Consider the following 14,440-nt stretch of genomic DNA (forward strand, 5'->3'; position numbering starts at 1 on the left):
CCGATGCAGCAGGCCCAGCGGCCGCAGCCCCGCTCACCTCCAGCGTCAGCACCACCGACCCCTGCTTGACCTTGTCGCCGACACCCACAGCCAGCGACTTCACGACGCCCGCGGCCGACGATGGAATCTCCATCGACGCCTTGTCGGATTCGACCGTGATCAAAGACTGCTCGGCCTTGACCGTGTCGCCGACCTTCACCAGCACCTCGATCACTGCCACTTCATCGAAGTCGCCGATGTCGGGTACCTGAATTTGTTGTTCGCTCATGGGGACACCTTCAATTTGAGAGTGAGTACATCGGCCGGTCCGGCCGAGTTGCGATCGAATTCACAGCCGGCCGCGATGCCCGCGTCGGCCACCTCACGCGCCGACCGAGCCTTCGCATACACCGCGTGCATGGCGCCGAGTGCAAAGCTGCGTCCGGAGCCGATGCTCCAGAACTGCTTGAACTCGAACACTTCGCGGTAGCTGTAGACGCCATAGATGCCGGTCGCATTCGCCAGCATGAGGCTGAACTGGCTCGACTCGTAAGGGTCGTGCTCGTCTTCCTTGGTCTGCAGAAAAAACGACTCTTTCAGCAGCGGATGCAGCTTGGTGAACGTGCGGTAGATCTCGTCGCGGCTGCGCAGCTTGAGGTCGTCTTTGCCGATCGCTGCCAACGCATGCCGAAGTGCCGGAAAGTGCGCTACCGAACCCGACGCGGCAAAAAGGCTGCGCCCCCCTGCATCGTCGACTTCGAACACCTTGCGGTTGTCTTCCTGCGCATGCGAGAGCCGCGTATCGCCGAAAGTGACCAGCGTATCCGCCGCGATCACCACCTGGCTGCCCTTGCGGACAGCCACCACCGTGGTCATAGCAAGACTCGACGGAAGTCGGCGAGCACCTGCCCTAAGTAGGTGTTGAAGCGCGCAGCCGATGCGCCATCGATCACCCGATGGTCGTACGACAGCGACAGCGGCAACGTCAGGCGCGGTACGAACTGCTTGCCGTCCCACACCGGCTTCATCGCGCTCTTGGACAAGCCGAGGATCGCCACTTCAGGCGCGTTGATGATGGGCGTGAAGTGCGTCCCGCCGATGCCGCCGAGCGAGCTGATCGACATGCAGCCGCCCTGCATGTCGGCCGAGCCGAGCTTGCCGTCGCGCGCCTTCTTGGCGAGCTCCCCCATCTCGGTGCTGATCTGCAGGATGCCTTTTGTGTCGGCATCCTTGAGCACCGGAACGACCAGACCGTTGGGCGTGTCCGCCGCGAACCCGATGTTGTAGTACTGCTTGTAGACGAGCGTGTCGCCGTCCAGGCTGGTGTTGAAATCAGGAAATTTCTTCAGCGCCGACACGACTGCCTTGATCACGAAAGCCAGCATCGTTACCTTGACGCCGGACTTCTCGTTCTCCTTGTTGGTCGAGACGCGGAAGGCCTCGAGCTCGGTGATGTCGGCATCGTCGTTGTTGGTAACGTGCGGAATCATCACCCAGTTGCGATGCAGGTTCGCGCCGCTGATCTTCTTGATGCGCGACAATTCCTTGCGCTCGACCGTGCCGAACCTGGTGAAGTCGACCTTGGGCCACGGAATCAATCCGAGCGCCGCGCCGTCGCCGGCACCGCTGGCCGGCGCTTTTGCCGCCGATGCTTTGGTACTCGATGCACCGCTCATCACGGCCTTGGTGAAGGCCTGAACGTCTTCCTGCGTGATGCGACCCTTGGGACCAGAGCCCTTCACTTCTTCGAGCGGAACGCCGAGCTCGCGAGCGAACTTGCGAACCGATGGCGATGCGTGCGGCAGGCTCGCGCTGGGTGCGACCGAAGGGTTGTGGCCGGCCGGTGGCGCCGACGCCGCTGGCGCCTCAGCAGGTACTGCCACGCTGGCGGCAACAGGTGCGGCAGCGGCTTGCGCGGCCGCTGTTACCGGAGCCGAAGCCGTCGGTGAAGGCGTCGAAGCGTTGCCGGTGGCGCCCTCCACGATCGCTATCAGGTCGCCGATGTTGACCGTGTCACCGACCTTGACCTTCAGCTCCTTCAGCACGCCGGCAGCCGAAGCCGGAATTTCCATCGAAGCCTTGTCGGTTTCGACGGTGATCAACGACTGTTCTTGCTTGATCGTGTCGCCAAGCTTGACCAGGATCTCGATGACCGAGACGTCCTTGAAGTCACCGATGTCGGGCACTTTGATTTCGACGGGACCGCCGCTGCTCGCGGGTGCTGCGGCGGATGCCGCCGGTGCAGCGGCTGCAGTAGCCGGCGTCGGCGCGGCAACAGCAGCGGGTGCGGGCGCTGCGGCGGGTGCCGGTGCCGGTGCCGCAGCGCCCTCACCTTCCAGCACCAGCACGACCGAACCTTGCTTCACCTTGCTGCCGACCTCGACCTTGATCTCCTTCACCACGCCCGCCTGGCTCGACGGGATTTCCATCGACGCCTTGTCTGTCTCCACGGTGATGAGCGACTGTTCAGCCTTGACCGTGTCGCCCACCTTCACCAGGATCTCGATCACCGCGACTTCGTCGAAATCGCCGATGTCCGGTATCTTGACTTCCACTGCTGCCATGTTTTTATCTCCCGCCTCGAAGGCGTTTCTGGTTGTTCGTTTTGGTGCTTCGTCAGGCCGCAGGATCAAGCGTAGAGCGGATTCACTTTGTCGACGTTGATTGCGTACTTCTTGATTGCGTCAGCCACTTTTTGCACGGGTATGAAGCCGTCCTCGCTCAGAGCCTTGAGGGCCGCCACGACGATGTAATGGCGGTTGATCTCGAAGTGCTCGCGCAGCTTGTTGCGGAAGTCGCTGCGGCCGAAGCCGTCGGTGCCGAGCACCTTGTAGGTACGGCCCTTGGGGATGTACGGACGGATCTGCTCTGCGTAGGCCTTCATGTAGTCGGTCGATGCAACCACCGGGCCGGTGCTCGCGGCCAGTTGCTGCGCCACGAACGAGACGCGCGCAGTGTCGATCGGGTGCAGCAGGTTCCAGCGGTCGACGTCCTGACCCTCGCGGGTCAGTTCGTTGAAGCTCGGGCAGCTCCACACAGACGCCGAAACACCCCAGTCCTGCTCGAGCAGTTCTTGCGCCGCGAAGCTCTCGCGCAGGATGGTGCCGCTGCCGAGCAACTGCACGGTCGGCGCGTCTTTGCCCTTGACGGCCTTGAGCGCCGGACCCTGCTTGGCCAGGTACATGCCCTTGATGATCTGCTCTTCGGTACCGGGCGTGAGGCCGGGCATCGGGTAGTTTTCGTTCAGCAGCGTCAGGTAGTAATAGACGTTGTCCTGCTTCTCCACCATGCGCTTCAGGCCGTGGTGCAGGATGACGCCGACTTCATGCGCGAAGGTCGGGTCGTAGCTCACGCAGTTGGGAATGGTGTTGGCCAGGATGTGGCTGTGGCCGTCTTCGTGCTGCAGGCCTTCGCCGTTCAGCGTCGTGCGGCCCGAGGTGCCTCCGAGCAAAAAGCCGCGCGCCTGCATGTCGCCAGCAGCCCAGGCCAGGTCGCCGATGCGCTGAAAGCCGAACATCGAGTAGTACACGTAGAACGGCACCATGATGCGATTGTTCGTGCTGTAAGAGGTGGCAGCCGCGATCCAGCTGCTCATACCGCCGGCTTCGTTGATGCCCTCTTGCAGGATCTGGCCGGCCTTGTCTTCCTTGTAGTACATGACCTGGTCTTTATCGACCGGGGTGTACTGCTGGCCTGCGGGGTTGTAGATGCCGATCTGACGGAAAAGGCCTTCCATACCAAAGGTGCGCGCCTCGTCGACCAGGATCGGTACCACGCGCGGGCCCAGCGCCTGGTCGCGCAGTAACTGCGTCAAGAAGCGAACGTAGGCCTGGGTCGTCGAGATTTCGCGGCCCTCGGCAGTCGGCTCCATGACGCTCTTGAAGACGTCGATCGACGGCACGGTAAAACTTTCGTCGGCCTTGGTACGGCGATGCGGGAGGTAGCCGCCGAGCGCCTTGCGCCGCTCGTGCAGATACTGCATTTCCGGTGTGTCGTCGGCCGGCTTGTAGAACGGCAGTTCGGCCAGTTGGCTGTCGGGAATTGGAATGTTGAAGCGATCGCGAAAGGCCTTGATGTCCTCGTCGCTCAGCTTCTTGGTCTGGTGAACGTTGTTCTTGCCCTCGCCGATCTTGCCCATACCAAAGCCCTTGACGGTCTTGACAAGCAAGACGGTAGGCTGGCCCTTGTGCTTCACGGCTGCATGGAAGGCTGCGTAGACCTTTTGCGAATCGTGGCCGCCGCGGCGCAATTGCCAGATGTCGTCGTCGCTCAGCTTGGCGACCATCTCGGCGGTGCGCGGATCGCGGCCGAAGAAGTTCTTGCGCACGTAGGCGCCGTCGTTGGCCTTGAACGACTGGTAGTCGCCGTCGTTCGTGTCCATCATGATCTTGCGCAACGCACCGTCCTTGTCGCGCGCCAGCAGCGAGTCCCAACCCTGGCCCCAGATCAACTTGATGACGTTCCAGCCGGCACCACGGAACTCGCCTTCGAGTTCCTGAATGATCTTGCCGTTGCCGCGCACCGGGCCGTCGAGCCGCTGAAGGTTGCAGTTGATGACGAAAACCAGGTTGTCGAGGTTTTCTCGCGCGGCCAGTCCGATGGCACCGAGCGACTCGACCTCGTCCATCTCGCCGTCGCCGCAGAACACCCAGACCTTGCGGTTCTCGGTATTGGCGATGCCGCGCGCGTGCAGGTACTTCAGAAAGCGCGCCTGGTAGATCGCCATCAGCGGGCCAAGACCCATCGAAACGGTCGGGAACTGCCAGAAATCGGGCATCAGTTTCGGATGCGGATAGCTCGACAGGCCCTTGCCATCGACTTCCTGGCGGAAGTTGAGCAGCTGCTCTTCGGTCAGCCGGCCTTCGAGGTAGGCGCGGGCGTAGATGCCGGGCGACACGTGGCCCTGGATGTAGAGGCAGTCGCCGCCGTGCTCTTTGCCGGGTTCCGCACTCTCGGCGTGCCAGAAATGGTTGAAGCCGGCGCCGAACATGGTGGCCAACGAAGCGAATGAGCCGATATGGCCGCCGAGATCGCCGCCTTCGGGCGGGTGATGGCGATTTGCCTTGACCACCATCGCCATCGCGTTCCAGCGCATGAAAGAGCGCAGCCGCTCTTCGATTTCCGCATTGCCGGGCGAGCGTTCTTCCTGGTCGACCTCGATGGTGTTGACGTACGCCGTGGTCGCCGAAAACGGTTTGTCGATGCTGTGCTGGCGCGCATGTTCCAGCAGTTGTTCCAGCAGAAAGTGAGCCCGGTCGGGGCCCTCGCTCTGAATGACAGCGGACAAGGCGTCCATCCATTCGCGCGTCTCTTGCGCGTCCGCGTCATTCGCGGCCGAGCCGAACAGGTTCTCGGGATTTGCCGACATGCTTGTCTCCTGCTTATTGGTTGTGAACGTAATTTAGTGCCGGAATTGGCAACGCGCGGCAGTTTCCCACATTATTTAAGCAATTTCAAATGGCAGATGATGATTTCTTAATGTGATATTTCAGGCATGGCTTCATGGCGGTTCGCAGCCTTCCCCTACACTCGGCCGATGCCCTTTTCTTCCCCGATCGCGGTCGCTCGCAGCGCGGCAAATGCGTCTCCCCTTTCGTGGTGGCGGCGCTGGTGGCGGCGCCAGACGCCGGTGCTGCAAGACGCGGTCGCCATGCTCGCGCCGCTGGCCGCCGTGCTGCTTTTTCTGGGCGTGATCGTTTCGGCCTTCTGGTACCTGCGGGCCGAAGAAGTCGAAAGGGAACAGGAGTCGGTCAAGCGCGATGTCGAGTACGCGCAGCAACGCGTCCGATTGCGGCTGCTGGAACGGCAAGAGCAACTGATGCGACTGGCCCGCGATGCGTCGAACCGCGAGATCGATGCGGCCGAGTTTGGCAGCCGCGCCGAGTCGCTGGTGAGCCAATTCCCGGAACTGCAGGAGATCAGCTGGATCGATGATCGCCGGCGCTTCAAGGCGAGCTACGCGGCGCCGAGCGTGCATCCGTCGCAGCAGCATCCGGTCGGCGAAGTGCTGCGGCCCGGCGATACCGAAAGCAACTACGCGCTGGCTCGCGAACTGCGCCAGCCCGTGTTCTCGCAGCCGATGGCCGGGACCGATCCTCCGAGCATGCTGCAGCTCCACATCCCGCTCTTCGATCAAGGCCTGTTCGCAGGCGCAGTGGTCGGCGAATTTTCTGTCGACGGACTGCTCCGCTACGGCATTCCGCCGGAAGTCTCGGCACGGTATGCCGTGTCGCTGCTCGATGCCAAGGGCGGCCTGTTGGCCGGCAACACCGTCAATCCGCGCGCGGCCGGCACGCGCCTGCTGCCCTGGGCCGAGCACACCAACGAATACGAGGTGCCGGTGTCGCCGGTCGGCAATGGCCTGGTCCTGCGCGCACAGGCGTATCGCACGTCGCAAGGCTTCGTCGGCAACGGCCTCTTCTGGCTGGTCGGCGCATTGAGTGTGCTCACCAGCTGGATGCTCATCGGCACCTGGCGCCACACACGGCGGCGACTGCAGGCGCAACAGGCACTGATCGCCGAAACCAACTTCCGCCGGGCGATGGAAAACTCGATGCTGACCGGCATGCGGGTGCTCGATCTCGAAGGCCGTATCACCTACGTCAACGCCGCCTTTTGCGCGATGACCGGCTGGAGCGAAACCGAGCTGGTCGGCCAGGCGCCGCCATTTCCGTACTGGCTCGAATCCGATCGCGAGGTCATGAACGACCGGCTCGAAGAAGAATTGCATGGCCGGGCCTTGCCAGGCGGTTTTCAGGTGCGGGTGCGGCGCAAGAACGGCAGCATCTTCAACGCGCGGCTGTATGTGTCGCCGCTGATCGACGCCCGCGGCCATCAGACCGGCTGGATGACGTCGATGACCGACATCACCGAGCCGACGCGCATTCGGGAGCAGCTGTCGGCCTCTTACGAGCGTTTCACCACCGTGCTCGAAGCGCTCGATGCGGCGGTGTCGGTCGCTCCGATCGGCAGCGAAGAATTGCTGTTCGCCAATAAGCTCTATCGGCTCTGGTTCGGTTCCAACACCGTCGGCCACCTGGGCATGGTGGCGCAGGCGGGTGTGCCGGCCTCGCAGGCGCACGACGAGGCGCTGGACGATGTCGACCCGTTCGCCGGCTTGCCGATCGACACGCTCACCGCCGCCCAGCCCGCCAACAACGAGATCTTCGTACTCGAGCTCGGCAAGTGGCTCGAAGTGCGCTCACGCTATCTGACCTGGGTCGACGGCCGGTTGGCGCAGATGGTGATTGCGACCGACATCACACCGCGTCGCGTAGCAGAGGAGCAGGCAGCTGCGCAGGCCGATCGCGCGCAGGCGGCGAGTCGGCTCATCACCATGGGTGAAATGGCGTCGAGCGTGGCGCACGAACTCAACCAGCCGCTGACAGCCATCGCCAACTACTGCAACGGCATGGCGTCGCGCATCCGTGGTCAGACGATCGATTCCGAATCGCTGTTGGCCGCGCTCGACAAGACATCCAAGCAGGCGCAGCGGGCCGGCCAGATTATTCAGCGCATCCGGTCTTTTGTGAAACGCAGCGAGCCCAATCGCACGCCGGCCGAGGTGAGCACGATGGTGAGCGAAGCGGTGGAACTGGCCGGCATCGAACTGCGGCGCCGCAATGTGCGACTCAACCACTACGTGGCGGCGCGGTTGCCGATCCTGCAGGTCGACCCGATCCTGATCGAGCAGGTGATGGTCAATCTGCTGAAGAACGCGGCCGAGTCGATCGACAACGCGAACCGGCCACTGGCGCGGCGCAGCGTCGAATTGCGCGTGCTGCCCAAAACGATCGAGGGCCAAAGCGCCGTCGAGTTCTCGGTGCAAGACACCGGCATGGGTCTGGCACCCGAAGTGATGGACCGACTTTACGAAGCATTCTTCTCGACCAAACCAGAAGGCATGGGCATCGGTCTCAACTTGTGCCGCACCATCGTGGAGTCGCATCGCGGCCGCATGCAGGCGGAGAACATCTACAATGGTTCAGATGTCGTCGGATGCCGTTTTTCCTTCTGGATTCCGGTGTTGGATGCTCTTAAATCCATAGCAAACGACGAGGCAAAGGTACCTGCATGAGCTTGATTCCGAAGAAGGGCACGGTCTACGTCGTCGACGACGACGAAGCAGTCCGCGATTCGCTGCAGTGGCTGCTCGAAGGCAAGGACTACCGAGTCCGCTGCTTCGATTCCGCCGAGTCTTTTTTGTCCCGCTACGACCCGCGCGAGGTCGCCTGCCTGATCGTCGACATCCGCATGGGTGGTATGACCGGGCTTGAATTGCAAGACCGGCTGATCGAACGCCGCTCGCCGCTGCCCATCGTCGTCATTACCGGTCACGGCGACGTGCCGATGGCAGTCGACTCGATGAAGAAGGGCGCGATGGATTTCATCCAGAAGCCATTCAACGACGAAGAACTGGTGACGTTGGTCGAACGCATGCTCGAACACGCGCGCAGCGCTTTTGCGCAGCACCAGCAATCGGCCAGTCGTGATGCCCTGCTGTCCAAGCTCACCGGCCGCGAAGCGCAGGTGCTCGAACGCATCGTCGCCGGCCGGCTCAACAAACAGATCGCCGACGACCTCGGCATCAGCATCAAGACGGTCGAGGCGCATCGCGCCAACATCATGGAAAAGCTCAACGCCAACACCGTAGCCGATCTGTTGAAAATCGCGCTGGGTCAGGCGGCCCCCGTCAAAGCCTGATGCTCGCCAGGCAGGCGGCGAACCGATGCCTATGGCTTCGATAGCAATCGATGACTTCAACGCCTGCGCAAGCGGGCGTTTTTACTTGGAAAATCGAATCCGATGACAGCTCAACTGATCGACGGCAACGCACTCTCGCGCACGCTCCGCGCCGAGGTCGCCCAGCGCGCCGCCGCGCTCAAGATCCGCGGCGTGGTGCCCGGCCTCGCCGTGGTGCTGGTCGGCGAGAACCCCGCGAGTCAGGTCTACGTGCGCAACAAGGTCAAGGCCTGCGCAGACAACGGCTTGCACTCGGTGCTCGAGCAGTATCCAGCCGACCTGACTGAAGCCGGCCTGCTGGCGCGCGTCGAGGCACTCAACAGCGACCCGACCATCCACGGCATCCTCGTGCAGCTGCCGCTGCCGCCGCACATCGACGCACAGAAGGTGATCGAGGCCATTGCCCCTGCCAAAGACGTCGATGGCTTCCACGTGGCGAGCGCCGGCGCGTTGATGACCGGGTCGCCCGGTTTCTGGCCCTGCACGCCATACGGCTGCATGAAGATGCTCGAATCCATCGGCTATGACCTGCGTGGCAAGCATGCCGTTGTCATCGGCCGCAGCAACATCGTCGGCAAGCCGATGGCGCTGATGCTGCTCGCCAAGAGCGCGACCGTGACGATCTGCCACAGCGCCACCGCCGACCTCGGCGCGATGACCCGGCAGGCCGACGTGATCGTCGCCGCCGTCGGCAAGCGCAACGTGCTGACCGCCGGCATGGTCAAGCCCGGCGCGGTAGTGATCGACGTGGGCATGAACCGCAACGAAGAAGGCAAGCTCTGCGGCGACGTCGATTTCAACGGCGTCAAGGAAGTCGCCGGCTGGATCACGCCCGTGCCCGGCGGCGTCGGCCCGATGACGATCACCATGCTGCTGGTCAATACCGTCGAAGCCGCGGAACGCGTCGCCGCTTCACAGGCTCTCACCGCATAGGCCTTCACTGCACAGGGCGGTCACCACAAGCCGCCTTCCTACTTGTACTCACGCCGCCTCGCCGCCAGATACACACCATGACCCAAACGACCGCCACGCTCAATCCGCTTCTCGACAATCCACTTCTCGATTTCACAGACCTGCCACTGTTCGACAAGATCCAGCCGGAGCACGTGGCACCGGCGGTCGACGCGTTGCTCGCGGAGTCCGATGCGGCACTTGAAACCGTGACAGCCCCGGGCTTTCCGTCGGACTGGACGGCCATCTCGAAAGTGCTCGACGTAGCGTCCGAGCGCTTCAGCCGAGCCTGGGGCGCAGTGGGTCATTTGAACGCCGTCGCCGACACGCCCGAACTGCGCGCCGCCTACAACGAAGCGATGCCGCGTGTCACCGCGTTCTGGACGCGCTTGGGTTCCGACGAGCGGCTCTATGCTAAGTACAAGGCCATCAATGCGACCACTCTCGACACCGAGCAGCAGCAGGCGCACAAGAATGCGGTCCGCAACTTCGTGCTCGGCGGCGCTGAATTGCAAGGCGCTGCCAAAGAACGCTTCGCCGAAATCCAGGAGCGCCAGGCCGAACTGAGCCAGAAGTTCAGCGAGAACGCGCTCGACGCGACTGATGCGTTCGCGTACTACGCATCGCCCGCCGAGCTCGATGGCATCCCGGAAGACGTGGTGAGCACCGCCCGCGCCGCGGCCGAGTCGGAGGGCAAGGCCGGCTACAAGCTCACGCTGAAGATGCCGTGCTATCTGCCGGTGATGCAGTTCGCAAAAAGCAGCGCGCTGCGAGAAACGCTCTACCGCGCCTACGTGACCCGCGCCAGCGAGTTCGGCGACGCCAAGCTCGACAACACCGCGCTGATCACAGAGATCCTTGCGCTGCGGGAAGAAGAAGCCAAGCTCCTGGGCTACAAGAGTTTCGGCCAGCTCTCGGTCGTGCCGAAGATGGCTGAATCGCCTGAACAAGTCGTCAAGTTCCTGCGTGACCTCGGCGTCAAGGCCAAGCCCTACGGCCAACGCGATCTGGCCGACCTGAAGGCTTTTGCAACGACGCAGCTCGGGTTGACCGACCCACAGCCTTGGGACTGGACCTTCATCGGCGAAAAGCTCAAGGAAGCGCGCTACGCGTTCAGCGAACAAGAGGTCAAGGAATACTTCACCGCGCCGAAGGTGATGGCGGGCCTGTTCAAGATCGTCGAGACCTTGTTCGAGGTGGCCATCCGTCGCGACAGCGCGCCGGTCTGGCACCCGACAGTCGAGTTCTACCGCATCGAGCGCGCCGGCACCACGGTGGGCCAGTTCTACCTCGACCCGTCCGCACGCGCAGGAAAGCGCGGCGGTGCCTGGATGGACGATGTGCGCGCGCGCTGGTTGCGCCCCGACACCGGCGCCCTGCAAACGCCCATCGCGCAACTGGTCTGCAACTTTGCCGAAGGCGTCGATGGCAATCCGCCGCTGTTGACGCACGACGACGTGACCACGTTGTTCCACGAGTTCGGCCATGGCCTGCAGCACATGCTGACGCAGATCAACGAGCGAGACGTGTCGGGCATCAGCGGTGTCGAATGGGACGCCGTCGAGCTGCCGAGCCAGTTCATGGAGAACTTCTGCTGGGAATGGGACGTGCTGCAGCACATGACCTCGCACGTCGACACTGGCGAGCCGCTGCCGCGCGCGCTGTTCGACAAGATGATTGCCGCCAAGAATTTCCAGAGCGGCCTGCAGACGCTGCGCCAGATCGAGTTCTCGCTTTTCGACATGCTGCTGCACACCGAATACCAAGCCGCCACCGCGAAGCCAGGCGATGTGCTCGCGTTGCTGGCGCAGGTCCGCAGCGAAATGGCGGTCATGCCTTCGCCGACCTTCAGCCGGACGCCCAACACCTTCAGCCACATCTTTTCGGGCGGCTACGCAGCGGGCTACTACAGCTACAAGTGGGCCGAGGTGTTGAGTGCCGATGCGTACGCGGCCTTCGAGGAAACAGCGGGCGCCAACGGCGAGCCGAGCATCGAGACCGGCCGCAAGTATCGCGAGGCCATCCTCGAATCCGGTGGCAGCCGCAGCGCCATGGACTCGTTCAAGGCGTTTCGAGGTCGCGAGCCGCAACTCGATGCGTTGTTGCGACACCAGGGCATGGCCGAGCCGCAACTGGCGTGACATTGCGTGGCAGCCGGGGGCGGGTGCTGAGATACTCGGGCGATCGATTCGATCACGGAGCCAGCTGATGAAATTGACCGCCCGACTCTCCGCCCTGCCGCTGTCGCTCGGCCTGTTGCTGGTCGCCGCCAGCGCAGCGGCGCAGCCGGTGTATCGCAACGTCGACAAGAGCGGCAAGATTTCCTTTTCGGATCAGGCACCCGCTGCCAATGCGCAGCCAGCCGCCCCGCGCGCTGGCATTTCGAGCGCGAGCACGGAAGGATTGCCGTACGAGTTGCGGCAAGTCGTGCAGCGGTATCCGGTCATGCTCTACACCAGTGACGAATGCGCACCTTGCGTGTCCGCTCGCTCCTTGCTCATCACTCGCGGGGTTCCGTTCGACGAGCGGCTGATCAAGACCGATGCCGACACCGCCGCCCTGCAGCGGCTGAGCGGGCAAACGTCGTTGCCGGTATTGAGCATCGGCTCGCAGCAGCTCAAAGGGTTTTCGGACGCCGAATGGTCGCAATACCTCGACGCGGCCAGCTATCCGAAGAGCTCGCAACTGCCCGCCGGCTATCGACCGGCACCGGCGCGGCCGCTGGTGGCTCAATCGCCGGCGCCGGCTGCGACCGGCTCGGCCAACACGGCGGGCAACGCGCCAGCAGCGGTAGCGCAGCCAACCGTTCCGCAGTCTGTCAACAACGGGCCGACGCCGAGCAATCCGGCCGGCATCAAGTTTTAAGCCGGCGGCGGTTACGCTATTCCAAAGCCGCCTCCTTCCCGCTCAATCGAACTGCAGGGTCTCGACCCCCGTCGGGGTCCCGAGCAGGCACACATCGGCCTTTTGATAGGCGAAGATGCCGACAGTGACAACACCAGGCCACTGGCTCACTTCGGCCTCGAAGGCACGCGGGTCGGTGATCTTCAGGCCCGACACATCGATGATGTGCTGGCCGTTGTCGGTGACCAGCGGTAGCCCGTCCTTCTCGCGCACCTGCGCCTCGCCACCGAGTCTTGCAAACTGCCGAATGATCCGGCGTGCCGCCATAGGAATCACTTCCACAGGCAGCGGAAAATCCCCCAGCGTGTTCACCAATTTCGATGCATCGGCAATGCAGACGAAGCGCCGCGACTGTGCCGCCACGATCTTCTCGCGCGTAAGCGCAGCACCGCCGCCTTTGATCATGTGGCCGCGGTGATCGATCTCGTCGGCGCCGTCGATGTAGACAGCCAGCTCCTCGACCTCGTTGCTGTCGAACACCGGAATGCCAGCGGCACGCAGCCGCTCCGACGATGCCACCGAACTTGACACCGCACCCTTGATCTCGTTCTTGATCGTGGCGAGCGCATCGATGAATTTGTTGACGGTCGAGCCCGTGCCGACGCCGACGATCTCGCCGCGCGTCACGTAGTCGAGCGCCGCAAGTCCGACTTGGGCCTTCATCTGTTCTTGTGTCAAGGGCGTAGCGGGTGAAGTCATCGCGGAGAATCCAGGTTCATTGAAGTCCGGAATTATCCGGTGTCACCGATTCCGGTGATGCAACGCCCGACACCACGCCCGACACCACGCTTGCTCACGCTGATGCCCCTCTCCTCGCTCTACAGCCTTGCCCGCCCTTTTCTTTTTGGCTTTGACGCCGAGCACGCGCATGAGCTCACTCTCGGTGCGCTGGCCCTTACGCAGAACACGCCATTCGATTTTGCTTATGCGGCACCGCGCGTCGATGACCCGGTGACATTGGCCGGCCTGACCTTTCCGAATCGCATTGGTCTGGCCGCCGGGCTCGACAAGAACGCACGCTGCATCGATGCCTTTGCCGCGATGGGCTTCGGCTTCGTCGAGGTCGGCACCGTCACGCCGAAGGCGCAACCGGGCAATGCCAAACCGCGGATCTTTCGCTTGCCGGAGCGTGAGGCGCTCATCAACCGGCTCGGCTTCAACAACGACGGGCTGGATGCCTTCGTCGCCAATGTTCAGCGTGTCCAGTTTCGCAAACGAAACGCCGCAGCGCCGATGCTGCTCGGCCTGAACATCGGCAAGAACGCCGCGACACCGATCGAGCGCGCAACCGAGGACTACCTGCTATGCCTCGACGGCGTTTACCCGCACGCCGACTACGTGACGATCAATATCTCGAGCCCGAACACTGCCAACTTGCGCTCGCTGCAAAGCGACGAAGCGCTGGATGCGCTGCTCGGCGCTGTGGCCGAACGCGGGACCGTGTTGGCGGCACAGCACGGCAAGCGCGTGCCGCTGTTCGTGAAGATCGCACCGGACCTGGACGCTGCGCAAGTCGGCGTCATCGCCGCGGCATTGCAGCGTCACCACATGGACGGCGTGATCGCAACCAACACCACGCTCTCGCGCGAGGCGGTCAAGGGTCTGCCGCGCGCGGAAGAAGCGGGAGGACTTTCAGGAGCGCCAGTCCGCGAGGCAAGCAATCGCGTGATCGGTCAACTGCGCAAGTTGCTAGGCAAGGGCTTTCCGATCATCGGGGCCGGCGGCGTGTTGAGCGCGACCGACGCTTGCGACAAAATCTCAGCCGGTGCCGATGTCGTACAAATCTACACCGGCCTGATCTACCGCGGGCCCGGCCTGGTGCGGGAAGCCGCTGAGGCGCTGCGCAAGCTCGGCGACTGAGCGC

The 14,440-nt window shown here is 63.2% G+C and carries 11 protein-coding genes; 6 read left to right on the forward strand and 5 right to left on the reverse strand.

What is annotated here, in order from left to right; genetic code table 11:
• The 4 genes from QN397_RS12635 to aceE all read right to left on the reverse strand — a co-directional run.
• Nucleotides 1–268 (reverse strand): biotin/lipoyl-containing protein (locus QN397_RS12635; protein WP_323501021.1); only part of this gene is annotated, 268 nt, incomplete at its 3' end.
• Entirely contained in the window at nucleotides 265–855 is a 591-nt protein-coding gene (locus QN397_RS12640) for an MFS transporter (RefSeq protein ID WP_323501022.1), read from the reverse strand. The genes QN397_RS12635 and QN397_RS12640, both read right to left, overlap by 4 nt.
• Nucleotides 852–2,543, reverse strand: coding sequence for a dihydrolipoyllysine-residue acetyltransferase (gene aceF / locus QN397_RS12645; RefSeq protein ID WP_323501023.1), 1,692 nt, complete (start codon nucleotides 2,541–2,543; stop codon nucleotides 852–854). Before aceF ends, QN397_RS12640 begins: the two co-directional genes overlap by 4 nt.
• A gap of 65 nt (nucleotides 2,544–2,608) precedes the next feature.
• On the reverse strand, nucleotides 2,609–5,347 hold the full coding sequence (aceE, locus tag QN397_RS12650) for a pyruvate dehydrogenase (acetyl-transferring), homodimeric type (RefSeq protein ID WP_323501024.1): 2,739 nt from the start codon (nucleotides 5,345–5,347) through the stop codon (nucleotides 2,609–2,611).
• Between the two features lie 168 nt (nucleotides 5,348–5,515).
• Between aceE and QN397_RS12655 the strand changes: the two genes are divergently transcribed.
• The 5 genes from QN397_RS12655 (at nucleotide 5,516) to QN397_RS12675 (ending at nucleotide 12,537) form a co-directional block, all read left to right on the forward strand.
• Entirely contained in the window at nucleotides 5,516–8,056 is a 2,541-nt protein-coding gene (locus QN397_RS12655) for a PAS domain S-box protein (protein ID WP_323496421.1), read from the forward strand.
• A complete protein-coding gene (locus QN397_RS12660; RefSeq protein ID WP_187052477.1) occupies nucleotides 8,053–8,682 on the forward strand; it encodes a response regulator transcription factor in 630 nt (209 codons plus the stop codon). Before QN397_RS12655 ends, QN397_RS12660 begins: the two co-directional genes overlap by 4 nt.
• 102 nt (nucleotides 8,683–8,784) lie before the next feature.
• Nucleotides 8,785–9,654 carry a bifunctional methylenetetrahydrofolate dehydrogenase/methenyltetrahydrofolate cyclohydrolase FolD gene (gene folD, locus QN397_RS12665; RefSeq protein WP_323496420.1) on the forward strand — a complete coding sequence of 290 codons (870 nt, stop codon included), beginning with the start codon at nucleotides 8,785–8,787 and terminating at the stop codon, nucleotides 9,652–9,654.
• A gap of 77 nt (nucleotides 9,655–9,731) precedes the next feature.
• Nucleotides 9,732–11,813, forward strand: a complete 2,082-nt coding sequence (locus QN397_RS12670) for a M3 family metallopeptidase (protein WP_323496419.1) — start codon at nucleotides 9,732–9,734, stop codon at nucleotides 11,811–11,813.
• A gap of 67 nt (nucleotides 11,814–11,880) precedes the next feature.
• Nucleotides 11,881–12,537, forward strand: coding sequence for a glutaredoxin family protein (locus QN397_RS12675; protein ID WP_323496418.1), 657 nt, complete (start codon nucleotides 11,881–11,883; stop codon nucleotides 12,535–12,537).
• Between the two features lie 42 nt (nucleotides 12,538–12,579).
• Here QN397_RS12675 and rpiA read toward each other — a convergent pair whose 3' ends face one another.
• A complete protein-coding gene (rpiA, locus tag QN397_RS12680; protein WP_323496417.1) occupies nucleotides 12,580–13,275 on the reverse strand; it encodes a ribose-5-phosphate isomerase RpiA in 696 nt (231 codons plus the stop codon).
• 102 nt (nucleotides 13,276–13,377) lie between these two features.
• Here rpiA and QN397_RS12685 point away from each other — a divergent pair, with 102 nt between their 5' ends.
• Nucleotides 13,378–14,436, forward strand: a complete 1,059-nt coding sequence (locus tag QN397_RS12685; RefSeq protein WP_323496509.1) for a quinone-dependent dihydroorotate dehydrogenase — start codon at nucleotides 13,378–13,380, stop codon at nucleotides 14,434–14,436.
• The last annotated feature ends 4 nt before the right edge of the window (nucleotides 14,437–14,440 follow it).

It is taken from the genome of Variovorax sp. RTB1 (assembly GCF_035018765.1).
Classification (GTDB): Bacteria; Pseudomonadota; Gammaproteobacteria; order Burkholderiales; family Burkholderiaceae_C; genus Variovorax.